26 protein-coding genes are annotated in these 21,465 nt (G+C 67.1%); 12 read left to right on the top strand and 14 right to left on the bottom strand.

Going from position 1 to position 21,465, the window contains the following annotated elements:
* Positions 1-99: 99 nt before the first annotated feature.
* Together DU502_RS02085 and DU502_RS02080 are read right to left on the bottom strand one after the other, a co-directional pair.
* Positions 100-1,203 (bottom strand): DoxX family protein, encoded by a 1,104-nt coding sequence (locus DU502_RS02085; protein ID WP_121920018.1) that lies wholly within the window; start codon positions 1,201-1,203, stop codon positions 100-102.
* Between the two features lie 58 nt (positions 1,204-1,261).
* Positions 1,262-1,678 carry a DoxX family protein gene (locus tag DU502_RS02080; protein WP_121920135.1) on the bottom strand — a complete coding sequence of 139 codons (417 nt, stop codon included), beginning with the start codon at positions 1,676-1,678 and terminating at the stop codon, positions 1,262-1,264.
* Between the two features lie 207 nt (positions 1,679-1,885).
* Here DU502_RS02080 and DU502_RS02075 point away from each other — a divergent pair, with 207 nt between their 5' ends.
* From DU502_RS02075 to DU502_RS02045, 7 genes are all read left to right on the top strand, one after another.
* Complete coding sequence (locus tag DU502_RS02075) at positions 1,886-2,236, top strand: winged helix-turn-helix transcriptional regulator (protein ID WP_121920019.1); 351 nt, start codon at positions 1,886-1,888, stop codon at positions 2,234-2,236.
* Between the two features lie 110 nt (positions 2,237-2,346).
* Positions 2,347-3,105, top strand: a complete 759-nt coding sequence (coxB, locus tag DU502_RS02070) for a cytochrome c oxidase subunit II (RefSeq protein ID WP_121920020.1) — start codon at positions 2,347-2,349, stop codon at positions 3,103-3,105.
* Positions 3,095-5,593 (top strand): cbb3-type cytochrome c oxidase subunit I, encoded by a 2,499-nt coding sequence (locus tag DU502_RS02065; protein ID WP_121920021.1) that lies wholly within the window; start codon positions 3,095-3,097, stop codon positions 5,591-5,593. The genes coxB and DU502_RS02065 overlap by 11 nt, the downstream gene beginning before the upstream one ends.
* 2 nt (positions 5,594-5,595) lie before the next feature.
* Complete coding sequence (locus tag DU502_RS02060) at positions 5,596-5,856, top strand: cytochrome C oxidase subunit IV family protein (RefSeq protein ID WP_121920022.1); 261 nt, start codon at positions 5,596-5,598, stop codon at positions 5,854-5,856.
* 2 nt (positions 5,857-5,858) lie between these two features.
* Positions 5,859-6,128 (top strand): zinc ribbon domain-containing protein, encoded by a 270-nt coding sequence (locus DU502_RS02055; protein ID WP_124896997.1) that lies wholly within the window; start codon positions 5,859-5,861, stop codon positions 6,126-6,128.
* The gene (locus tag DU502_RS02050; RefSeq protein WP_121920024.1) at positions 6,125-6,325 is read left to right on the top strand and encodes a hypothetical protein; all 201 of its coding nucleotides are present in this window, start codon (positions 6,125-6,127) and stop codon (positions 6,323-6,325) included. Before DU502_RS02055 ends, DU502_RS02050 begins: the two co-directional genes overlap by 4 nt.
* A 49-nt stretch (positions 6,326-6,374) precedes the next feature.
* Positions 6,375-6,572 carry a hypothetical protein gene (locus DU502_RS02045; protein ID WP_121920025.1) on the top strand — a complete coding sequence of 66 codons (198 nt, stop codon included), beginning with the start codon at positions 6,375-6,377 and terminating at the stop codon, positions 6,570-6,572.
* On the opposite strand, the gene DU502_RS02040 is transcribed toward DU502_RS02045, so the two are convergent.
* From DU502_RS02040 to DU502_RS02020, 5 genes are all read right to left on the bottom strand, one after another.
* A complete protein-coding gene (locus DU502_RS02040; RefSeq protein ID WP_394338923.1) occupies positions 6,573-6,899 on the bottom strand; it encodes a DUF7410 domain-containing protein in 327 nt (108 codons plus the stop codon). It abuts the gene before it with no gap.
* A gap of 22 nt (positions 6,900-6,921) precedes the next feature.
* On the bottom strand, positions 6,922-8,313 hold the full coding sequence (locus tag DU502_RS02035) for a hypothetical protein (protein WP_241966788.1): 1,392 nt from the start codon (positions 8,311-8,313) through the stop codon (positions 6,922-6,924).
* A 38-nt stretch (positions 8,314-8,351) separates the two neighbouring features.
* Positions 8,352-8,747, bottom strand: coding sequence for a hypothetical protein (locus tag DU502_RS02030; protein ID WP_121920026.1), 396 nt, complete (start codon positions 8,745-8,747; stop codon positions 8,352-8,354).
* A gap of 85 nt (positions 8,748-8,832) precedes the next feature.
* On the bottom strand, positions 8,833-9,336 hold the full coding sequence (locus DU502_RS02025) for a DUF6789 family protein (RefSeq protein ID WP_121920027.1): 504 nt from the start codon (positions 9,334-9,336) through the stop codon (positions 8,833-8,835).
* Positions 9,337-9,527: 191 nt separating this feature from the next.
* A complete protein-coding gene (locus tag DU502_RS02020; protein ID WP_121920028.1) occupies positions 9,528-9,875 on the bottom strand; it encodes a hypothetical protein in 348 nt (115 codons plus the stop codon).
* A 110-nt stretch (positions 9,876-9,985) separates the two neighbouring features.
* On the opposite strand from DU502_RS02020, the gene hemE reads away from it, so the two are divergent.
* The gene (gene hemE / locus DU502_RS02015) at positions 9,986-10,993 is read left to right on the top strand and encodes a uroporphyrinogen decarboxylase (RefSeq protein ID WP_121920029.1); all 1,008 of its coding nucleotides are present in this window, start codon (positions 9,986-9,988) and stop codon (positions 10,991-10,993) included.
* Here hemE and hemG read toward each other — a convergent pair.
* From hemG to DU502_RS02000, 3 genes are all read right to left on the bottom strand, one after another.
* A complete protein-coding gene (gene hemG / locus DU502_RS02010) occupies positions 10,983-12,275 on the bottom strand; it encodes a protoporphyrinogen oxidase (RefSeq protein ID WP_121920030.1) in 1,293 nt (430 codons plus the stop codon). The two genes, hemE and hemG, sit on opposite strands and share 11 nt — an antisense overlap.
* A complete protein-coding gene (gene hemH, locus DU502_RS02005) occupies positions 12,272-13,318 on the bottom strand; it encodes a ferrochelatase (protein WP_121920031.1) in 1,047 nt (348 codons plus the stop codon). Before hemH ends, hemG begins: the two co-directional genes overlap by 4 nt.
* Before the next feature lie 82 nt (positions 13,319-13,400).
* Positions 13,401-14,777: a PQQ-dependent sugar dehydrogenase gene (locus DU502_RS02000; RefSeq protein ID WP_121920032.1), complete on the bottom strand. Its 1,377-nt coding sequence runs from the start codon at positions 14,775-14,777 to the stop codon at positions 13,401-13,403.
* A 244-nt stretch (positions 14,778-15,021) separates the two neighbouring features.
* On the opposite strand from DU502_RS02000, the gene DU502_RS01995 reads away from it, so the two are divergent.
* The 3 genes from DU502_RS01995 to DU502_RS01985 all read left to right on the top strand — a co-directional run bounded on the left by DU502_RS01995 (position 15,022) and on the right by DU502_RS01985 (position 16,868).
* A complete protein-coding gene (locus DU502_RS01995; RefSeq protein WP_121920033.1) occupies positions 15,022-15,207 on the top strand; it encodes a hypothetical protein in 186 nt (61 codons plus the stop codon).
* A gap of 54 nt (positions 15,208-15,261) precedes the next feature.
* On the top strand, positions 15,262-16,125 hold the full coding sequence (locus DU502_RS01990) for a hypothetical protein (protein WP_121920034.1): 864 nt from the start codon (positions 15,262-15,264) through the stop codon (positions 16,123-16,125).
* Between the two features lie 104 nt (positions 16,126-16,229).
* Positions 16,230-16,868, top strand: a complete 639-nt coding sequence (locus DU502_RS01985; protein WP_121920035.1) for a hypothetical protein — start codon at positions 16,230-16,232, stop codon at positions 16,866-16,868.
* Here DU502_RS01985 and DU502_RS01980 read toward each other — a convergent pair whose 3' ends face one another.
* From DU502_RS01980 to DU502_RS01965, 4 genes are read right to left on the bottom strand one after another with little or no spacing between them, the layout of a single operon-like run.
* The gene (locus DU502_RS01980) at positions 16,869-17,537 is read right to left on the bottom strand and encodes a hypothetical protein (RefSeq protein ID WP_121920036.1); all 669 of its coding nucleotides are present in this window, start codon (positions 17,535-17,537) and stop codon (positions 16,869-16,871) included.
* Between the two features lie 24 nt (positions 17,538-17,561).
* On the bottom strand, positions 17,562-19,241 hold the full coding sequence (locus tag DU502_RS01975; protein ID WP_121920037.1) for a b(o/a)3-type cytochrome-c oxidase subunit 1: 1,680 nt from the start codon (positions 19,239-19,241) through the stop codon (positions 17,562-17,564).
* 1 nt (position 19,242) lies between these two features.
* Positions 19,243-19,746 (bottom strand): cytochrome c oxidase subunit II, encoded by a 504-nt coding sequence (locus tag DU502_RS01970; RefSeq protein WP_121920038.1) that lies wholly within the window; start codon positions 19,744-19,746, stop codon positions 19,243-19,245.
* Positions 19,747-19,761: 15 nt separating this feature from the next.
* Positions 19,762-21,111, bottom strand: a complete 1,350-nt coding sequence (locus DU502_RS01965) for a halocyanin domain-containing protein (protein WP_124896996.1) — start codon at positions 21,109-21,111, stop codon at positions 19,762-19,764.
* A gap of 173 nt (positions 21,112-21,284) precedes the next feature.
* Between DU502_RS01965 and DU502_RS01960 the strand changes: the two genes are divergently transcribed.
* Entirely contained in the window at positions 21,285-21,464 is a 180-nt protein-coding gene (locus DU502_RS01960; protein WP_121920039.1) for a hypothetical protein, read from the top strand.
* The last annotated feature ends 1 nt before the right edge of the window (position 21,465 follow it).

Here is a 21,465-nt window from a genome sequence, read left to right as displayed (position 1 = left end):
TTTCGAACAGAATTTAATAACCACACCCCTCCGAGTACAGCGTCTGATAATCGGAAGCGAGCGTCGTCGGCTGTACGTTGCGACCGACAATACTCCAGATCAGTCCGCCGGCGTGGCCGGGTCGTCGGCGTGGGAGGGAGCGGTGCCGATGCGGGCGCGGAGCGTGGGGATCACGGTTCGGTCGAGAGCGAGAGGGCCGCTCCCGGTGATCAACAGCGCGGAGGTGAGGCCGAACAGCGTGACGTGGGCGAGAACGGGGTCGTCGGGGAGACCGAAGAGGGTCGTCGTGAGGATGACGAAGCCGGCGCCGGCCGCGCTCCGGGTGAAGGTGCCCGTCAGGATCAGGAGGCCGACGACGAGTTCGCCGAGGCCGGCCGCGAACACCCACATCTCCGGGGAGAGGGGGGCGACTGCGGTGAGATCGTACTTCGCGACCACCTGGAGGGCGCGGCCGGGATCAAGCCACTTCTCGGTCACGCCGAGGTAGGCGAAGTTGAAGCCGAGAAAGAGCCGAATGAGGAGGGGCGCGACGGATTTCTCGACGCCGAATCCGGACAACACGTCCGACACCGTCGTCACGTCGCGGAACCGGCTCATGATCGTGCCGTCGGTGACGATCAGTCGCCGGAGGAGGAGGTCGGCGCTCGGTTGCCCGGGGCCGACGACGAGGATGCCGAGGAAGCCGGCGAGATACTCCGAACTGAGCAGGAGCGTCGGGAAGTGGGTCGCGAGGCCGACGAGGTAGGTGAGGAGGCCGGCCAGCGCCGCCAGTCGCGTCGCCAGTCCGAACAGGAGGAGGAAGGCGATGGTGATCTGGACGAGTCGCGCCTCGACGCCGACGGCAGGGGAGAAGAAGTAGCCGCCGAAGCCGGCGCCCATGAGGGGAAGCCCGGTCGCGAGTCGCAGGAGCCAGCCGAGATACGGCTGGTACGACCGGAGTGTGCGCCGGATCACCGTCACGTCCGCGATGTGGTCGCCGTAGCGAAGCCAGCCGAGGGTCGCGATAGTCACCCCCACGCCGCCGGCGACGAGGACGGCAACGTTGAGCGGATCGGAGAGGACAGCCGAGAGGAACTCGACGACACCTGGGCCCGATTCTCCCTCCTCGGTCACGTAGTCGACGTGTGCGGCCACCGGACGGGTGGCGAGAGCGACGCCCACGAGCGACCCGATGACGAGACGACGCGACCAGTCGCTGTGCATAGCATGACACTGGGGCGACGATGATGATAAAAACTCGGCTCGGTGCAGGAATCGACCCTTACAGGCCGACGTTAGCCGCCAGCGGCCACGACTCGCTCGCGAACACGAGGAACGCGAGCGCGCCGCCGAGGAGCGCGACATTCTTCAGGAAGTTGTTGAATTCGCCCTGCTTCTGCTCTTCGGGTGCGTTCCAGAAGTCGTGCATCGTCGGCGTCGCGGCGACGAGGAAGACGGCGATCGCCCCGGCGGCGATCGTGGGATAGACGCCGAGGAGGATGCCCAGACCGCCGGCGATCAGCATCCCGCCGGAGAAGGGAACCCCGAGCGACGCCGCAGGGATGCCCTTCGACTGGGCGTAGCCGATCATCCCCTCCGCGTTGCGGAAGTGGTTCAGGCCGGTGACGGCGAAGACGACGCCGAAGAGGGCGCGCGCGAGCAGGAAAACGACACCCGCGCCGGCGGTGTCGAAGGCCATCAGGCCACCACCCCGGTCGAAGCGGTCGAAAGCGATGCGTCGGCAGTGATCGTCCAAATCATCGTGTCTCTCCGTACGAGCCCCAGCGCACATATACGTTCTCTGACATACGTGTCACCGGGTGGCGTCGGGGTTACCGGGCCGGGTAACATTTCGACACCTGATTCGGGACGAAACTGCTAACTGTGCAGAGGGAGTGGGAGGGACATGGCGATACAAACGGGAGACGAGGACGCCGAAACGTGTTACGTCATCGACTCGCTCGAACAGATCGGCTCTCAGTGGCGACTGGCCGTCCTCCACGACTTACAGGAGGGAGAGAAACGCTTCAACGAACTCAAGCGCTCGACGGGCGCGAGTTCGCGGACGCTCTCGCGCGTCGTCGACGACCTGCAGGAGATGGGGTTCGTCAACCGCCGCCTCGAAGAGGATGCCCCGGTCGCGACGTACTACTCGCTGACCGAGAAAGGCGAGTCGCTCTGCCCGGTGTTCGACGCCATCGGCGACTGGGCGAAAGAGTGGATCGACGGGGACGAACTCGAAGAACCGCCGGCCTGACGCCGCCTTCGTCGCCCGAAAGCGACGGCACTCGCCGTCCTCGCTTATATACTCCTGTTCTCTGACAAACATTTACGTAGCCGCAAGCCTAATACGTGGGATCGTGAGGCATGATAACACTTGTGTCTGTCTATCGGGGACTTCTTCTGACAGCCGTCGTTCCCAGAGGGACGCGAGCGTACGTCTTCCAGCGGATCTACGTCGTCTTTCTCATTCTGGGAACGGTCGTCGGTATCGTCGTCATCGCGTACATGCTGTACAAGGCGTACAAGTATCGGGCGTCGGCGCACGCAGGCGACGACCGGGACCGGCCGAGCGTCGGCGAGATTCCGACCGGTAGCGGCGGCGGTCGAAAGCTGTTCGTCTCCTTTACTCTCAGTGCCATCATCGTCGTCTCCCTCATCGCGTGGACGTACTTCACGCTCCTGTACGTGGAGGACCCGGAACCGGTGACCGAAGGGGAGCCACTCGAAGTCAGAGTCGTCGGCCACCAGTTCTACTGGGAGTTCGTCTATCCCAACGGCCACTCGTCGGCGAACACGCTCCGCGTGCCAGTCGACCGACGCGTGGAGTTGACGGTAACGTCGGCGGACGTGTTCCACAACTTCGGCGTCCCCGAGTTACGTGCGAAGGCCGACGCCATCCCCGGGCAGGAGACGGATACGTGGTTCATCGCGCCGGAGACCGGCACCTATCAGGCACACTGTTACGAACTCTGTGGCGCCGGCCACTCGTACATGGACGGGACGGTCCGGGTGATGGAACGCGACGAGTACCGGACGTGGTACGCGAACACGACGAGTTCGGGAAGCGGGAACGCCAGCGCCAGTGCCGTCGGAGAGACGGGGGTGAGCGAGCGTGTCGCGTGACGACGCGCGCGCCGACGGCGGCGTCGCCGAATCGGCACACGACGACCACGCGTTCCCGCCCAAGGCGTCGGTCAAGCGGTGGTTCGTGACGACGAACCACAAGGACGTGGGCCTCCTGTATCTCGTCACGTCGCTCCTGTTTCTCGTGTTCGGCGGCGTACTGGCGTTGCTGATGCGGCTACACCTCTGGGTGCCGCGCCCGCCCGGGGCCGGCCCGCTCTCCCAACTCGCGTACAATCAGGCGGTGTCGATTCACGGGCTGGTGATGGTGTTCTGGTTCCTGTCGCCGTTCGCGTTCGGGTTCGCGAACTACGTCGTCCCGCTCCAGATCGGTGCCAAGGACCTCGCCTTCCCCCGACTGAACGCGCTGAGCTACTGGCTCTACCTCGGGTCGGGACTCCTCCTCGGCGTGTCCTTCCTCCAGGGAGGCTCGTTCGCGGGCGGGTGGACGATGTACGCCCCGTTGAACCTGCCGACCTTCACCCCCAGCGTCGGCGGGAGTTCGGCCGTGCTGGCGCTGTTGCTGTTCGTCGCGTCGGTGACCATCGGGTCGGTGAACTTCCTGACGACCATCCACCGGATGCGCGCGGAGGGGTTGACGCTCCGGCGCCTGCCGCTGTTCACGTGGACGATTCTGCTGACGGTGTGGATGATGCTGTTCGCGTTCGCGGCCCTGCTCGCGGCGCTGATGATCCTCTCCGCTGACCGGCTGCTCGGGACGACGTACTTCGCTGCGGAGGCGGCGAACGGCTCGCTGCTGTGGACACACCTGTTCTGGTTTTTCGGTCACCCCGAGGTGTACATCGTCTTCTTCCCGGCGCTCGGCGTCATGGCGGAGACGTTCCAGACGTTCACCGGACGGCGGATCGTCGGCCGCAAGTGGTTCATCGCCGCCATGGTGCTGGTCGCCCTCCAGAGCTTCATCGTCTGGATGCACCACATGTTCCTGACGAGCATCAACCTCCAGATCAAGACGCTCTTTATGGCGACCACCATCGGCATCTCCCTCCCCTTCGACCTGATGGTGTTCGCGCTCATCTACACGATGGTGAAAGGGCGCATCCGGTTCAAGACGCCCTTCCTCTTTTCCTTCGGCGGCCTGCTCCTATTCATCATCGGCGGCATCACCGGCGTCTTCCTCGGCGCCGTCGTCCTCGACTACGAGTTCCGCGGGACCTACTGGGTGGTCGCGCACTTCCACTACGTGATGGTCGGGGGCGTCACCGCCCTCGTCGGCGGCCTCTACTACTGGTATCCGAAGATCACCGGCCGGATGTACGACGAGTTCCTCGGCAAACTCCACTTCGCGGTGTACTTCGTCGGGTTCAATCTGCTCTACTTCCCGATGTTCGTCGCGTGGGAGACCCCCCGTCGGGTCTTCGAGTACGAAGCCTCGCTCACCCCGTGGCACCAACTCGCCACGATCGGTGCCGTCGTGTTCGGGGCGTCGTTCCTGATCATGTTCTACAACATGGTCGTCTCGGCGTACGCCGGGCGGCCAGCGGGCGACAATCCGTGGGAATACTCGTCGACGGCGGAGTGGGCGGTCGCGTCGCCACCACCGTTAGAGAACTTCCCGGGCCTCCCGAGTTACGGCGACGGCAGCCTGCGGTTCCTCGGCGGGGCGGAGGACGCGAGTGCGAGCGCCGACGGCGGCACCGGCGTGACCGACGGCGGGGTCGGCGCGACGGCCGGAGCCCACGACGACGACGACCACGTGAGCCACGCGAGCATCTGGCCGTTCGCCGTGAGCGTCGCCGTCTTCCTCGTGTTCTTCGGGCTGGCGGGCTATCAGAGCGGCTCGTTCCCGACGGGACCGATGGGCACCGTCTACGCGGCGGCGACGGGCGTCGGCCTCGTCGGCACGCTCGCGGCGCTGGTCGGGATGGCGAGCGAGCGGTTCCACGGCCCGAGCGGGCCGTTCGGGGAGAGCTGGCCGTTCGACGGCGTCGACAACATGAAGACCGGCGTGTGGATCTTCCTCGCGTCGGACGTGGTGCTGTTCGGCGCGTTCATCGGCGCGTACGTGTTCCTCCGGTTCTCGACCGGCTGGACCGGCTGGGAGCCGATTCCGGAGAACATCACGCCGGGGTTGATCAACACGTACCTCCTGCTGACGAGTAGCTTCGCGGTGGTGCTGGCGCTGGAGGCCGCCGAGCGCGAGAGTCGATGGGGGGTGTTCGCCAGCCTCGTAACGACGCTCGTCCTCGGCATCGGCTTCCTCGGGAACAAGGCCATCGAGTGGAATCACCTGTTCCACGAGGGCATCTGGTTGTCGTCGAACGTCCGCGCGTCGACGTTCTTCCTGACGACCGGCCTCCACGCCGTCCACGTCATCACGGGGCTAGTGATCGTACTGTACATGATCCCGCGGGCGTGGAACGGGGCGTACCTCGGCGACAGCGAGCCAGTCGAGCATTTCGGGCTCTACTGGCACTTCGTCGACATCGTCTGGCTGTTCCTGTTCCCGCTGTTTTACATCCTGTAACCATGACACGACTCAAACTGTACACGGCGATATACGTCGTCCTGTTCGTCTCGGCGACCGTACAGGTGCTCGTCGAGGGCGCCGGACTGAACTACGGGACCGCGCTGACCGTCATCCTCGCGCTGTCGTTCGTGAAGGCCGTCATCGTCGCGGGCTACTACCAGCATCTCCGGTGGGAGCCGCGGTCGATCACGTACCTCGTGGGCATCGGGTTGCTCGCGGCGCTCGCGTTGACCGTCGCGTCCACGTACTCGGTGACGTGACCGTGTCGCTCTCGCTCGCCTTCGCGGCGCTCGTCGTCGTCCCGCTCGCGCAGGTGCCGCTCGTGATGTTTCTGTCCCGGTTCGTCGAACTCGACCCGGACGAACGCCGCCCGGAGGCGGCACGTGGCTACGTGACCTACGGCACCGTGTCGGCCCACCCCGAGCCGACCGGACGGCCCGTCTGTCCCCACTGCGGCACCGCCGTCGACGACGCGTACGACTACTGTGGCGCCTGCGCCGGCCGGTTACCGCCGCCCCGCGCACGGCGATGACGACCCGGCGCGAGCGGGTCGGGTGGGCGCTCCTGTTCTCGCTCCCGATGGGCGTCGGCGTCGGTCTGGCGACGGCGCGCATGGCCCGCGCGGGGCCCACGCATCCACTCGTCGTCGGCGCCGCCGTGACGACAGCAGCACTGGTGGCCGCGCTAATCCTCGTCGCGACGGGCGTGTCCACGACCGAGGTCGCATAATGTCTCCTATCGCACAGGTTTAAGCGCCAGCGTAACGTACCGTGCTAGCATGGACCGTCTCACGCCCGTGTACGCGAGCGCCCTCCTCGCGCTGACGCTCGGCGTCGCCGCGCTTCTCGTCGGGGAGTTCTTCGACGGCGCCGACTTCCTCGTGCCCCTCGGCGGGGCCACCGCGCTCGTCGCCGTCGGCGCCCTCGCGGCCGCTATCGGGTGGGAGTCGCCGCCGAGCGAGCCGAGCGAACACTGATTACAGCAGGTCGCTCCCCAGCGCGACCATGTAGAGGAGGACGGTGAGCGCGTAGAGGACGCCGAGCGCCGCGACGACGCGCAGGTGGTAGTAAAAGAGGGCGTCACGCTCGGCCTCGTGGGCGGCCTCGTAGTCGGCGCGCTCGGCCGCCGAACACGCCGCTCCGTGAACCTCGCCGACGTGGAGGTCACGGGCGTCCGTCGAGGCGAACGGACGGCCGCAGTACGGGCAGGTCGCCGCCACCGTCGCATCGGGGGGCACGTCCATCTCCAGCGTCGAGCGAGCGGAGGGAGACTCGTGGCCGCCGGCACCCGGAGCGGTTCGCATCCTCGGTCACTAGGGCGCGGAGTCACAAGTAAACGGGGGCGACGACGGGTTGACCGACGACCCACGCGCTGGTCATCGTGTAGCCCACCATCACGACGACGAACGGGTACTGGCTCCGGATGGGGCGGAGCACGCCCGGGAACAGATCCATCGCCAGCGCGTGGGCGACCCAGACGGCCAGCAGGTGTCCGAGGACGACGACGGCGAGTTGTGCGGTGCCAAACCACGCGGGGAGGATGGCGACGCGGACGGTGCCGACGCCGCCGAACGGGGCCGCGAGCGCGCCGACCAGCGCGGGCGACAGGGTGACGACGTAGCCCAGCGAGTGCGCGAGATGGTAGCCGGCCGCAATCGGCAGTAACGACGGCGCGAACCACCGCTCGATGGCCGCCGGCGCGAGAAAGCTGTCGACCGTCGTCCGGGAGCGAGCGGCGGCGAAGCGGTAGGCGCCGAGGAAACCGCCGAAGCCGACCACGAGCGCCAGGAGGTAGAACAGCGACACGGCGACCCGCCCCGCGAGGCCGGTGGGATCGAGGGGAGCGAGAACGCTGCGAGCGACCGTGTTCCACGCCGGCGTCGCCACCAGTCCATCGAACGTCGTCACCCAGAGGAGGGCGACGACGAACGCCGTCGATCCGGGGGGTCGCGTGGGGGTGTCGTCCGTGAGCGCGGCGCCGGGAAGCCGGAACGCGACACCCGCGTTCGTGCGCTGGAACGGCGCGAGCCGACCGTACAGGCGGAACACCCGGGCGATCGGATCGACGCGCTCGAACCACGCGTCCGTCCCGTAGCGGGACGCCCCCGCGAGCGTGAGGGCGGTGTAGCCGACGATCAGGCCGGCGAGCGCCGTCGGCGCCGTGGCCAGCGGACTGACGACTTCGATCCAGACGAGGAGGAGGAGGCCGACGACGCTCGGCCAGACGCCGTACTGCTCGGGGAGGGAGCGGCCGGCGGACGGGAGCCGTCGGGCCAGCATCCGCCACGGATTGACGGCCGGCCACGTGTTTCCCAAGAGGTACGTGGTCGTCGCGTAGCCCGCCCACCAGCCGACCCAGACGACGAGGACGGCGACGTTGGTGGTGGGGTCGGCCGGTCCGAGAACGCTGGCGAGGAGGACGAGCGTAAGGCCGGCGACGCCGGCAGCCGAGAGCGACGCGGACAGGAACCGGTCGAGGGCGTCCGGTGACGGGAGCGAGACCCGCCAGCCGTTGACGGCACGGATGGCCTCGTGATCGGTCAGCAAACTGTTGAACAGGAACGACGCACCGACGAGGACGCCGCCGGTGACGACGGTGAGCCACGAGGGGACCGGCGTCGCGCCCACGGCGTCGCTCAACCCGGTGACGTGGGCGACGACTGCCCGGATTGTGTCGACAGCGACGAGGAGGCCCGAACCGTGAACGAGGGTCGACACGGCGGATCACCGACCGCGGGACGAACGCGGCGGGTCGATCATGCGACGAGGAGAACCACCGCGACGGCGCCGATCAACACGACGCCGAACAGCCACGCACTCAAGCCGATGGAGTGGGCTCTGGGGAGCCCGCGGGAACGGCCGAGACTGTAGACGCCCCACGCGAAGAAGCCGACGACCAGCGCCCCGAGGCCACCGTAGACGACCGCACTGGCCCCGACGACGCTCGCAGCGACGGCGGCGACGACGATTGTGGCGACGACGGCGACGGTGGCAATGTCGGGCCCACCCGTCGCGGCCGTGGCGGACGCCCGCCGTACCGGCTTACTGATCGGCGGCGAAGAGCGTCGACGACGACGAGCGACGACGAGACCCGTACCGACCACCAACAACCCCGTAACGACCGTGACGAGCAGGAACGTTGCGGCCGTCATGGTAACTCACCACACGATTTCGTGTCGATCCGACAATAAGCTTCGCGTTCGTTTCGGGCATCCCCCTACGAAAATATCATTCATCTCACACTCTGTGCGACGGAATACCGGTGAGGCGTTCCATCACGAGGCCGAGAACGGCGCCGTAGATCCAGTGCGAGGCGAGCGTGACGACGACGTACACGCTGTTGACGAACACGCCGCCGGACGGCCAGAAGATGTAGACGAAACTCACCCAGAAGAACGAACTGATCGTGGCGCCCCGAAGATACTTCGGCTCGCGGGGTGGGAGAAACGAGGCCGTGACGACGAAAAACAGCGGCAGGACGACGACGCCGCCGGCGACGAAAAAGGCGAGGCCGAGGACGGCGTCCGCCTCGGCGATGACGAGATCGGCGAACCCCGCGAGCGGATCGAGTTGGAAGATACCGAGGAGCATCGGGATGCCCACGATGACGGGCGTCATCACGACGAGTCCGGCGACGCCTCCGAGAAACGCACTCGCGACGATCCGCATCGTGAGTGGCTCTTCGGCCGATCCGAGTGTCGGTCCCTCGACGCCGGTGTCTCCTCGTGATGGTTCGACCATAAATCCATAATGATTTTTTATAGTGATAATAGTTGTCATTGAAAGTGAATTTATTCGGAGATGTGGGATATATCGAGAGGTACAGCGCCGTTCACGGCCGTTTCACCGCTACTCGTGTTCGTGGAGGGGGGACGGGAGTGGAGGGCGAGGAGGGAGCCGATTCGTCGCCGAATCGGGCGGTGGTGTGGCGGCTAGTTCCGGTTGGCCCACACGAGCATCGGGCCGGCGAGAATCAGCATGACACCGAGGAGGGCGACGAGCGTCCAGATGCCGTCCATGGCGCCGACGGGACTCGCCGCCGCCCCACTCGCGGCCTGTCCGGTCGTCGGATCGCTCAACAGGAGCAACGCCTTGTCCTGTGGTAACACCGCTGCGTAGGTCCGGTCCGGCGAGACGGAGAAAAAGCGGATGAGGTCGGGTTTCGTGTTCGCCGGGACCGACATCGACCGGCCGTAGCCGCCGACGATGACGGCGATGAGGCCGAGGAGGACCAGGTCGAGCCCCGAGGTACTGTCACTATTTATGAGGCGGGATTTCATGCGTCCGTACTACGGTACGGATCCACATATACTCCCGGCCACAGGGGAGAGCGCCGCTGCTGGCGGACGTGATGCGACATACTTAGCCGGCCGCGGCCCAATCACCGGCCATGACGCACCTCCTCGTCCGCGCGGCCCGGGGTGAACGAACCGAGCGGCCGCCGGTCTGGCTGATGCGGCAGGCCGGCCGCCACATCCCCGAGTATCGCGACATCCGCGCCGACTACACCTTCCGCGAAGCCATCGAGACGCCCGAGGTGGCGACCCGCATCACGCTCCTCCCGTGGGATCTGTACGAGCCGGACGGCCTCGTGATGTTCTCGGACATTCTGACCGTCCTCGAACCCCTCGGGTTCGATTACCACATCGAGAGCGGCGTCGGGCCGGTGGTGGAGAATCCGGTCGAGGGACCCGAGGACGCCGAGCGACCCCGCGGCGACGTGGCGACCGACCTCGATTTCGTCGGCGCCCTCCTCGACAACCTCGTCGACCGGGTGGGCGACGAAACGGCCATCATCGGCTTCGCGGGCGGCCCCTTCACGCTCGCGTCCTACGCCGTCGCCGGCGGGACCTCCCGCAATCACGGCCCGGTACGACGCCTCCGCGCCCGCCACCCCGAGGCCTTTCGGACCCTCCTCGCAGCCTTCGCGGACGTGGTGCGCGAGTATCTGGAGTATCAGGCCGCCCACGGCGCCGACGTGGTCCAGTTGTTCGACACCTACGCCGGCGTCCTCTCGCCCGCCGACTACCGCGAGTTCGTCCTCCCCCTGCACCGCGAGATCCTGTCCGACCTCTCCGTCCCCTCCATCGTCTTCGTGCGCAACATGAACGGCCGCCTCGACAGTCTGGAGACGACGGGCGCGGACGTGGTCGGCCTCGACTGGACGGTCGACATGGCCGAGGCCCGCGCGCAACTCGGCGACCGACCAGTGCAGGGCAACCTCGACCCCCAGTATCTGTTTGGGTCGCCGGAGTTCGTCCGCGAGAAGACCCGGGACATCATCGACGCCGCCGGCCCCCGTGGGCACATCCTCAACCTCGGCCACGGGGTCAATCGCGACACGCCCGTCGAATCAGTGAAGGCGTTCGTCGAGACGGCGAAGTCGATCAGCCGGTAGCCTCGGCCGCGGCTGTCGTCTCCGACTCCGCGAACCGCTCGGCCAGTCGTTTCGCCTCCCGCACCCGCGCGGGGACACCCATCCGTCCGGCGTAGTTCGACGCCAGCGTGATCCCGTCGGGGAGGTTCACGTCGGCCATCGCCGTCCACGACCCGTCGTAGGCGGGGATGCCCCGCGGATGCTTGGTGACGTTCAGCACCTCCGCGTCGGCGCCCATCACGGCCTCGAACTCCTCGGTGGCGATCCGGCCGAGTTCGCGCTCCGAGCGGTCGACCATCCCCGGGTTCTCCATGCCGCCGAGGAAGCAGGTGTAGACGCCGTCGCGGTCGAACAGGCTGGCGTTCCACGTCACGCCGAGCGTGCGGAGCGGTTCGTCGTGGCGGACCTGATAGCCGTAGCCCGCCGGATCGGCGTCCGAGTAGAGGTGGACGTACGCGAGGGGGTTGTAGTAGAGGCGGCGGAGCGCGCGGGCGCTCCCGGTATCCACGTCCGCCAGCAGCCCGGCGGCCACGTCCGCGCGCGCCGTGACGACGACGTGGTCGACGGTCCGACTCCCGTCCTCGGTCTCCAGCCGATACCCCGAGCCGTCGAGAGCGATCCGTTCGACCGCCGTCTCCAGTTCGACCCGGTCGGCGTTGTGCTCGGAGAGCGCCCGGGGCAACTGGGCCATACCGTCGTCGAAGGACACCGGTGGCTGGCGCTCCTTCCCCTCCAATCGGCGGTTGACCGCCGCGCGGATCAGGCTCCCCGACCGCTCCATCTTCTTGACCGTCTGCAGGGCGTACTTCCCCGGCATCTCCGCGGGGTCCGAGCCGTAGATGCCGCCGAACAGCGGTTCGACGAGGTTGTGGTAGGCCTCGCGTCCGAACTTCCGGACGAAGTAGTCCGCGGCCGTCTCGTCGTCGCGGGCGCCCTCGGTCAGTGGCTCCGCGAGCATCCGCACCTTCCCCCGGAGCGAGAGGAGGTCGGTCGACAGGAACGCTCGCGGGGAGAACGGCACCTGTCGGAGCCGGCCGTCCACGTAGACGTACAGCGGCAGGTCGGTGTCGGCGGTCCGGAGATCCGAGCGGAGCCCGCAGTCCTCGACCAGCGCCTCGATTTCCGGTGTCAGGCGCGTGCGCTGGGGGCCGTGTTCGAGGACGCGCCCGTCGACGCGGCTGGATCGGATGACGCCGCCCGGTTCCGACGACGCCTCGAACGCGACGGCGTCGACGTCGCGCTCGCGGCAGTAGTGTGCGAGCGCGAGGCCCGTGATGCCGGCGCCGACGATGCCGACCCTCATTCGTGGGGGGCGTTCAGGCACATCGTGCCCGGCTTGTCGCGACACTCACACTGGTGGAGGCCGGCGTACTCGGGGTCGTATCCCGCGACGAACGGCTCCACGAGGTCCGCGAGCGCGCCGACGAACCGCTCGTCGTCGTAGGGGATGGGAACGCGGTAAAAGTCCAGCCCCGCCTCCTCGGCCTCCTCGCGGAGTTCGATATCGAGTTCCGACAGCGTCTCACTCTGTTCGTGCATGAAGCTCACGGGCTCGACGACGACGCGGTCGGCGTCGACCGTCTCGATGACCTCCTCCACGTCGGGTTCGGTCCAGTCCACGTCGCGGTTCTCGTGGTTCTGGTAGCCGAGTTCGTAGTCCTCGGCGCCGAGCGCCGCCGCCACGACGCCGCAGAACTCCTCGACGTACTCCTCGTAGCGGCTCCCCTCGTCGAGGTAGTACTGGGGCGTGCCGTGCGCGGAGAAGACGAGTTTCGTCCCGTCACCCAGTTCGAGGTCGTTCTCGTCGAGGAATTCACGGATGTTGTCGATGCGGACGCGGTTGTACGCGGGGTGTTTGTGCCAGCCGGTCAGACCGTCGACGGGCACGTCCCAGCCGACCTCGTCCAGTGCCTCGTCGAGTTCGTCGAGCGACTGGACGGTGGTCGAGGGGCCACAGAGGGGGTAGATAGGCAGGCCGATCAGGTGGTCGACGCCGTCCTCGCGGGCCTGCTCCACCGCGTCCGTGATGAACGGGTCGGTGTACTGCATCCCGTAGTAGGTGTTCACGTCGTACCCGCGGCGGTCGAGTTCGTCCGCCAGCATCGACGCCTGCGTGGTGGCGTGGTCGTAGAGCGGCGATCCGCCGATCTCTTCGTACTCTTCCATGAGGCCCGGCGCGCGACGCTGGGCCAGTTTGCCGGCGCGTTCCCGTGCCTCCGCCTCGGTCGTCTCCTTCCCCTCGATGTCCATGTTGGCGAAGAAGATGCGTTCGAGGTAGTCGACGACGGTCTCTCGATCCGGCTCCGACGGCTCACCGAAGTTGAGCAACACGATCCCGGTGGTCATACGCCCCGCCTAGGGACAGGTCGGTACAAAACCTGTCGGTCGGTCCGGCGCGACGGGTGTCGGGCGGACAATTTAAGTACGCTCAGGCGACGAGCCGGTGGAGCGCGCCGGTCGACCCGACGGGGCCGCCGCGGTCGCTCGTCAGAACGTAGAGGTGCCCGTCCGGATCGCGCCCGAACGCGCGGACGAAGGAACCGAACGACTCGCCACGAACGGGAATCGTCGAGATGGGCCACAGTCCTTCCTGGGTCGGGTCGGCCAGAAACAGGCGACCGTCGGCCTGCCAGTCCGCGAAGACGTACCGACCGTCGAACTCCTCGATGGGGCCGTCGTAGCGATAGCCGCCGACGACGGCGATGCCCGTCGCCGTCGCGTCCGATTCGACGCCGGGGTGTGGATACTCGATCACCGGATCGCGGAGTTGCGCGCCCGCGAGCGTGTGACTCGGACACCCCGCTGGCTCCTCGCGCGGCGCCGACGGGTCGAAACAGTGGGTCCCCTCGTGGACGTTCCAGCCGTAGTTTTCACCCCGCTCGACGCGGCTCACCTCCTCGTAGCGTGCCTGTCCCACGTCCGCGACGAGGAGGGCATCGTCCTCCACGGCGAACCGCCACGGGTTGCGAAAGCCCCACGCCCACTGCTCGTCGAGGCCGTCCTCACCGACGAGGGGATTGTCGTCGGGAATGGCGTAGGGCTCACCGCCATCGACGTCGATCCGGAGGATGCTCCCCAGCAAGTTCTCGGTGAGATCCTGCCCGTTGCCGCCGCGGATGCGCTCGTACCAGTCTTCGACGTGGCCGCGGCCCACGTCGCCACCGCCGCCGCCGTCGCCCACGCCGACGAAGAGATAGCCGTCGGGGCCGAAGGCGAGCGATCCGGCGTTGTGGTTGGGCTGGGGCTGGGCGATTTCGAGTACGATGCGCTCGCTGTCGGACGACGCCTGCGCGGCGGCCGGGTCGACCGTGACCTCGCTCAGGACGAACGTGTGGGAGTAGCCGGGCGGCGACGACGACCGACGCGGCGCGCTGTAGCGGACGAACAAGCGGCCGTTCGAGGCGAAGTCGGGGTGGGGGGCGAGGCCGAGCAGTCCCCGTTCGTCCGGACCGGACCGGAGGTCGACGACCCGATCCGAGAGGTCGAGAAACGGCGTGTCGGGGCGGTTGGCCGCGTACACTTGCCCCGGCTGATCCGCGACGAACGTGCGGTCGACGCCTGCGGGCATCGCCACGTCGGTCGGGGCGGCGAAGCCGTCGGCGACGGTGTCGACGCCCACGCCGGGGCGGTCGGCGGCCGCCGTCGGTGACGCCGTTCGCGTGGAGCCGGTGGGTGTCGCGGTCGTGTCGTCGGTGACGGTGGCGCTCCCGCCCTCACTACCACCGCCTCCACAGCCCGCGAGTCCTGCGAGGAGGACGCCGGCCGTCCGTCTCAGGAAGCGCCGCCGCCCGCCGCCGGCAATCATCCGCGTGCGAGTCGCCGCAAGCCGTGGTGAGTCAGTACCGACCGTGTCATGCCCCGCGGTAAGGAGCAGGGGAAGTAGATAGTTTGGGTGGAGGTCCGGCAGTATGGAGACATTTCGCAGGTTTCAACCGGTTCTCTGACACGATATCGCCGGTTTCGTATCGCTCGCTATTTGGGATTCAAATCGGGGCTGACCCCACGGTATGCTCCCGATACCTATGAGTGATGGGGCTGAACGAGGGTGTATGCGATCCGAATCGAGATCGGACCGAGGGGGAGACGGGGCCGACACAGACACCGTACCGAATCTCGCCACGACCAGCGAGGCGCTCGAACGCCAGTTGACGGTCGCGCTCGACACCGCCGACACGGAACAGACCCGTTTCCATCTCCGGCAGGCGCTCCAACTCGTCAAGGCACTGGACGAGTAGCACCGTCGCCGCCAGTTAGTAATCGTTATACGCCGGGTGGACTAGGTTCGACCTATGCAACGACGCGCTGCGGCCATCTACGTCGCGTTCTTCATCGTGCTCGGCGCGGCGTCGTACTCGGTGATCGCGACGGCCACTGCGCCGACGGTCGGATTCGAGAATCCGGATCACAGGCTCTCCGAAGGCGACCAGTTCTCGGTCGAGAATCGGCAGTACACGGTCTCGGCGATTTCGGCCGAAGTGTCCAGCGGTGGTGGGGGGCACGGTGGCGGCGCGACCGTCACGCGGTCCGGACAGCTCACGTGGACCAACGACTCCGCCCGCTACACGCAGACGTGGGATCACAACAGTACCGTCACGTATCAAGACGAGACGTACCGCGTCATGGTCGGCGAGGGCGACGATCCCTCGTCGTTCCGGCTGGTCGAGGAGATCAACCGGACCGCCATCCTCCAGGACGATCCGGCCGTCAACGACGAGACGGTCACGCTGAACGGCACGGAGTACGTCGTCCGCGAGTCGAACGGCAGTCGGACGCTGACGCCGGCGAGCGAATACTTCCCGACGCCGGCCTCGACACAGTATCAGGAAGGCGAGAGTCTCCAGTTCCAAGGGAACACGACGACCGTCGCCGACGTGACGACCGACGGCGCGACCCTCGCGTGGACGGCCCCGAAGACCAACACGGTCGACGTGGGTAACGAAGCGAACGTCACCGTGAACGGCCAGCAGTACTTCGCGTACTTCCCCGACAACAGCACGCTCGTCCTCGAGAGCGACTACGGCGTCTACCAGGAACAGACCGAGGAGATCGACACGTACCACGACCACGTCAACGGCCTCTGGGGCGTCTCCATCGTGAGTTTCGCCACGGCCATCATGCTGCTCGGCATGGCGTACATGCCCTCGCGGTACTGAGCGAGCGTCGGGCGGTTTTCGACGACGGATCGGGACACGCTGCTGCCGAGCGCCCCGAGAGAATGCCCGGAAGCGTTTTTTCGCCGGATCGAGTACTGTGAGGGATGAAAGTCTGGGTCGACCCGAAAGAGACGGCGGCCGGCGCGTGGGGTGGCGTCGACGACGACTCGATGGCGGCCGCGCCGTCGCCCGCATCGTCCGTCATCGAGCGGGCGGTTGCGGCCCGGCCCCCGATCCAGTACACCGACGGAGCCTATCTGACGCCGATGGCGGAGGGCGCGGACGGCCCGGAGCGGGACGACTACGCACGTATCCAGTTCAACTGCACGGTGGACCGCGCGGGGACGGTCAAGCTGACCGCTCGGGGCTACCGATGGGGCGGCGCGGAGCCGGACATGCGGTTCAAGTCGCTGTTTACGCGGGAGGCCGATCCGACCGAGACGGTGCCGTTCGACACGTACGAGCGGTGGCTACGCCTCCAGCGTGGCGAGGTACAGGGGTTCGAAGACGGCAACGAGTACATCCACTTCGAACCGACGGAGGGCGCCGTCGAAGAGGGACGAAAACAGCGCGCGTGGGAGGACTTGCGCTGGGATATCCAGATCAGGCTGGCCGAACTCGAACTCGTCAGAAACGCGCCCTTCGCCCGGTATCGGTTACAGGAACGTGGCGAGTGGGAGCCGATCCGTGGCACCCTGCGATGGAAGCCGACGGCCTTCGGGGACGCCGAAAACGAGCGGTGATCAGCCGCCGCGAACGGGAATCTTCGCCAGATCGACGCGGCGCTCGATCGTCTCCACGGAGCCGTCGCCGTCACCGGACTGCGTCCGGTTGCCCCCGGTTTCACGAGGCGTCTCCGACGCCTCGCTGTCGGGGTAGACGAGGGCGACGGCGTCGACGGCCCGCGGCGTCGATCCTGCGGGGATCGACCACTCGGCCGAGATGACGCGACGCTCGCCGGGCGCCAGTCGGTCGGTCGTCGTCCGGCCGCTGACCGAGCGCCCGTCGTCGAGGTGGACGGCGAGCAACTGGAACTCGTAATCCGTGTCGCCGGTGTTCTCCACCTCGACAGTGAGAGAGAGCGGCCAGCGGTCCCCGTCGACCTCCCGCAGGACAGCCGAGACGAGCGTCTCCGAACGATCGGTCTCCGGGAGGAGGTCGTCACCCACGGCCACGCCCGACTCGGCCACGTCCGTGGCGGTCGCGGTACGTTCGGAGTCCTCGTCGCCACCGCCGAACTGTTCTTCGAGCAGTCCCAAGAACGTGAGCCCCTCGACGAGGAGCGGGATGCCGATGCCGAAGCCGACGAGCAAACGGATCAGCGTCCGTTTCGAGATGCCGCCGGGCGTGTCGATGTCGCCGTCGCTGGGCGTCTCGGTCGCGTCTGACGAATCGTCGGGTGAGTCGGTCACGGATGGAAGGGGAGAGTTCGAACGTTAGACCGGGATCGGCGGACTGCCCGGTGCCAGCAGGCCGTCGCTGACGAGCGCCCACAGCGGCAGGCCGTACGCGAGCGCGATCAGCACGATGGCGACCGCCGTCCAGAGCTTCAGATTGTCGAGGATCTTCGGGCTGTGTTCGGGGCCGGACAGCGGCGCCGGGAGCGAACTGTTGACCCGGAGGGTGTCGTTGCCGCTGCCGCCGAACCACGTCCCGAAGATGACGATCAGGTAGAGCACCAATCCGATGAAGAGGATGGTGCCACCGATGGCGATCTGGAGGCGCATCTCGCTGATCCCGCCGACGACGCCCTGGAACGAGACGGCGTCGTACTGGGGTTCGGCAGTCCGCCGCGGGACGCCGGCCAGACCGGCCCGGTGCATCGCGTTCGACATGAGCGTCATGCCGATGAACCAGACGTAGGGCTGGATGGTCGCGAGCGAGCGGAAGCGCAGGCGGTTGCCCGTGATCTGCGGGAACAGCCAGTAACCGGCGGCCATGAAGGTGAGCGCCGACGCGGTGCCGACGGTGAGGTGGAAGTGCCCCGGCACCCACAGCGTGTTGTGGATGAGGTAGTTGATGTTCATGCCGGCGTTGATCATGCCGGAGAAGCCGCCGGCGGCGAACATCAGCCCCGCGAGCACACAGCCAGCGAAGGCGGGTTCGTCCCACGGGAGCGACCGCAGCCACCCGAGTCGACCCTCACCGCCACGCTGTCTGCCGCCGTGTTCGATGCTGGCGACGACGGTGAAGGCGGTGAGCAGGCTGGGCAAGAGGAGGAACATCGTGTTCGTCATCGCGATGAACTTGAAGCCCTCGGGGATGCCGGGGTCGACGTACTGGTGGTGGAAGCCGACCGGCGTCGAGAGCAGGAGGAAGAGGATGAACACGACGCGGGCGAGCGGGTCGCTGAACAGCCGGCCACCAGAGAGCTTCGGCAGCACGGTGTACCAGATGAAGTACGCCGGCATGAGCCAGAAGTAGACGACCGGGTGGCCGAAGTACCAGAACAGCGTCCGCGTCAGGAGCGGGTCGACCGCCTCGATCAGGCCGAGCGACCACGGCAGGAGGAAAAAGAGCACCTCCACCGCGACGCCAATCGACGAGATGTACCACATCAGCATCGTCACCAGCACCATGAACGTCTGCAGGGGGATGCGCTCGCCGGGGTTGTCCTTCCGCCAGCCCCAGTACGCGCGGAACCAGTCGACGCCGGCGAGCCACGAGCCGACGACGAAGAACACGAGGCCGATGTAGAACGCCGGATGCGCCTGCATCGGCGCGTAGAACGTGAAGAGCACGTCGGCCTTGAACGGCATCGACGGCACGAGGCCACCGAGGATGGTGACGGCCGCGATGATGGATCCGAGGAGCATCAGCGCGAACCAGCCCATGGTGAATCGGGGGCTCGGGAGCGGCCGGTCGAGGCTCCGCGTGACGCCCCACGTGAACAGCCCGGAGAGGGCGAACGTCGTGAACACGAGCGCGAGGAGAACGCCGTGGCCCGTGAGCACCGTGTAGTAGTCGGCGGAGCTCACGAACCCGCGGAAGATGCCCGTGCGGTGGAGCGCCTGAATCATGCCGAACAGGCCACCGATGCCGAGCGAGATGAACGCGACGGCCATATTCCAGCGAACGATGCGTGCGTCGGTCGGGAAATCGTCGACGTATGCCATCTTAGCTACCTCCCTCGTATTCGTCCTCGGGGACGACCACGAGTTGGCCCGCCATGGTGTGGTGGCCGGCGCCGCAGTACTCGTGACAGACGATCCCGTACTGGCCGGGGTCGTCGAACCGCACCGTGATCTCGGCGACCTGTCCGGGGATCACCATGACGTTGATGTTGGTGCCCGCAACCTCGAAGCCGTGGACCACGTCCGCGCTAGTGATGTAGAAGGTCACCTCGGAGTTAGCCGGGACGCGGATGGGCGAGGTGGTACCCGGCTGGAACAGGAACTGGCGGGCGACGACGTGAACCTCGTACTGGTTCTCGCCCACCTGGGTCACGCCCGGATCGCCGAATTCGGTGTCGCCGAGCGATCCGGCATCGACCGTGCCGCCGGAGTCGTCGACCATCTTCACGCCCGCGCCGACCGTACCGTACGTCACCGTCGCGATGAGCCCGACGATGAGGAGCAAGGCTGCTGCAGTCCAGAGTTTCTCGAATCGATGAATTTCCATACCTGACACCTCCTGTTAGCCGATCACCGTCGGTCCGCCGCCGAGGAACTCGACGAAGTACATGAACACCCACATCAGGGAGATGATGGCGACGTAGATCACGATGAGCGTCGCTGTCCCGTAGGGGTCGAAGTCGTCGTGGCCGAGTTCGCGGACGACGCCCGCCTCGAACACCGACTCCTCCGGCGTCCGTTCGGCGGGGGTCGCTGCGGCTTCGGCGGCCGTTCCACCGCCCGTCGTGAACTGGTCGTAGTTGAGGAACACCCACGCAGTGACGCCGAGGACGAGGGCGAGTGCCGCCGCGACGGCACCGCCGATCAGGCGGAAGGCGAGCGAGAGGGTGGGCGACGCGCCGGCGCCCTCGCCGCCTTCACCGCCGGGAGCGGGAGTTTCGCCACCACCGTCGCCACCACCACCGCCACCACCGCCGGAGGGTGCCGACCCGACGACGATGGCGCCTTTCATGCCGAGCGCGAGGTGGGGCTGGCAGTAGTACTTGTAGACGCCTTCGGTCTCGAAGGTGTGTTCGTAGGTGAAACCATTGTTCTCGATCGTCTCGTGGCCGCTCCAGCCGGCGTCGGACGGCTGTTCCTCGATCAGGATGTTGTGGGTGTCCGACGTCCACTCGAACGTGACCGTCGTCCCGGGATCGATCCGGACGGCGGCCGGTTCGAAGGCGTACGGACCGCCGTTGCCTTCGGCACCGACGTCGATGGTAATCGAATCCTGCCCGGTCTGGTCGGCGGTGCCGTCGAAGTTCTGCGTCTCGGCACCCGTCTCGCTACCGAACCAGTTGCCGTACTCGGCGGGGACACCGCCGCCCCCGCCCCCGCCACCGCCGCCACCGCCACCGCCTCCACTTCCGCCGCCACCGACGACGATGGCGCCTTTCATCCCGAGCGCGAGGTGAGGCTGGCAGTAGTACTTGTAGATTCCTTCGGTCTCGAAGGTGTGTTCGTGGGAGAACCCGGAGTTCTCGATGTTCTGGACGCCGCCCCAGCCGGCGCCGGACGGCTGTTCCTCGATCAGGATGTTGTGAGTGTCGGAGACCCACTCGAAGGTGACCGTCGTGCCCGGATCGACCCGGACGGCGGCGGGCGCGAAGGCGTACGGGCCGCCGTTGCCCTCGGCACCGACCTCGACCGTCACCGAGTCCTGACCGGTCCGATCGACGGTGCCGTCGAAGTTCTGTGTCTCACCGCCAGTTCCGCCGCCGAACCAGCCGCCGTAGTCGACGCCGCCCTGCGCGGCGGCGGGACTAGCAGTACCAGCGGCGATGCCAGCGGCCACGGTTCCCGCGGCCGTCCGGAGCGCCGCGCGCCGGGTGAGCGACCGCGCTCCACCGGCGTCGGAGTCCCGTGTCATCGCCGTCGCCTCCCGACGTGGCTCCCGTACCACGTCACGATGAGCCGTTCGCTACCGTCGTCTACCAGCATACATTCCCCCTCGCCACCTCGTCCTTATAATACGAGCTACCGATTTTCGATTCGCTGGAATGGCGGCGCCAGTTATTAGGAAGACTCCCCGACAGTATCGGTATGGTTTCCATCCGGCAAGTACCGATCGTCGCGTTGCTCGCACTGCTTCCCGTCGCGGTGTACGCGTTCTCGATCGAGCTCATCGCGGTGGTGGCGCTGGTCAACGTCGTGCTCATCGCAGCGAGCGTGTACGGGATGTTCCTGCCCAGCGAGTCGACCGTCAAGGCCGCGTCCGCGTAAG

The sequence above is a fragment of the Haloplanus aerogenes genome (assembly GCF_003856835.1).
GTDB classification, from domain to species: domain Archaea; phylum Halobacteriota; class Halobacteria; order Halobacteriales; family Haloferacaceae; genus Haloplanus; species Haloplanus aerogenes.
This window is presented reverse-complemented; position numbering and strand designations above follow the sequence as displayed.

Coding starts and splice junctions, on each gene's coding strand:
- DU502_RS02085 (WP_121920018.1), bottom strand. CDS start 1,203: ATGCACAGCGACTGGTCGCGTCGTCTCGTCATCGGGTCGCTCGTGGGC.
- DU502_RS02080 (WP_121920135.1), bottom strand. CDS start 1,678: ATGGCCTTCGACACCGCCGGCGCGGGTGTCGTTTTCCTGCTCGCGCGC.
- DU502_RS02075 (WP_121920019.1), top strand. CDS start 1,886: ATGGCGATACAAACGGGAGACGAGGACGCCGAAACGTGTTACGTCATC.
- coxB (WP_121920020.1), top strand. CDS start 2,347: ATGATAACACTTGTGTCTGTCTATCGGGGACTTCTTCTGACAGCCGTC.
- DU502_RS02060 (WP_121920022.1), top strand. CDS start 5,596: ATGACACGACTCAAACTGTACACGGCGATATACGTCGTCCTGTTCGTC.
- DU502_RS02050 (WP_121920024.1), top strand. CDS start 6,125: ATGACGACCCGGCGCGAGCGGGTCGGGTGGGCGCTCCTGTTCTCGCTC.
- DU502_RS02045 (WP_121920025.1), top strand. CDS start 6,375: ATGGACCGTCTCACGCCCGTGTACGCGAGCGCCCTCCTCGCGCTGACG.
- DU502_RS02040 (WP_394338923.1), bottom strand. CDS start 6,899: ATGCGAACCGCTCCGGGTGCCGGCGGCCACGAGTCTCCCTCCGCTCGC.
- DU502_RS02030 (WP_121920026.1), bottom strand. CDS start 8,747: ATGACGGCCGCAACGTTCCTGCTCGTCACGGTCGTTACGGGGTTGTTG.
- DU502_RS02025 (WP_121920027.1), bottom strand. CDS start 9,336: ATGGTCGAACCATCACGAGGAGACACCGGCGTCGAGGGACCGACACTC.
- DU502_RS02020 (WP_121920028.1), bottom strand. CDS start 9,875: ATGAAATCCCGCCTCATAAATAGTGACAGTACCTCGGGGCTCGACCTG.
- hemE (WP_121920029.1), top strand. CDS start 9,986: ATGACGCACCTCCTCGTCCGCGCGGCCCGGGGTGAACGAACCGAGCGG.
- hemG (WP_121920030.1), bottom strand. CDS start 12,275: ATGAGGGTCGGCATCGTCGGCGCCGGCATCACGGGCCTCGCGCTCGCA.
- hemH (WP_121920031.1), bottom strand. CDS start 13,318: ATGACCACCGGGATCGTGTTGCTCAACTTCGGTGAGCCGTCGGAGCCG.
- DU502_RS02000 (WP_121920032.1), bottom strand. CDS start 14,777: ATGATTGCCGGCGGCGGGCGGCGGCGCTTCCTGAGACGGACGGCCGGC.
- DU502_RS01995 (WP_121920033.1), top strand. CDS start 15,022: ATGCGATCCGAATCGAGATCGGACCGAGGGGGAGACGGGGCCGACACA.
- DU502_RS01990 (WP_121920034.1), top strand. CDS start 15,262: ATGCAACGACGCGCTGCGGCCATCTACGTCGCGTTCTTCATCGTGCTC.
- DU502_RS01985 (WP_121920035.1), top strand. CDS start 16,230: ATGAAAGTCTGGGTCGACCCGAAAGAGACGGCGGCCGGCGCGTGGGGT.
- DU502_RS01975 (WP_121920037.1), bottom strand. CDS start 19,241: ATGGCATACGTCGACGATTTCCCGACCGACGCACGCATCGTTCGCTGG.
- DU502_RS01970 (WP_121920038.1), bottom strand. CDS start 19,746: ATGGAAATTCATCGATTCGAGAAACTCTGGACTGCAGCAGCCTTGCTC.
- DU502_RS01965 (WP_124896996.1), bottom strand. CDS start 21,111: ATGACACGGGACTCCGACGCCGGTGGAGCGCGGTCGCTCACCCGGCGC.
- DU502_RS01960 (WP_121920039.1), top strand. CDS start 21,285: ATGGTTTCCATCCGGCAAGTACCGATCGTCGCGTTGCTCGCACTGCTT.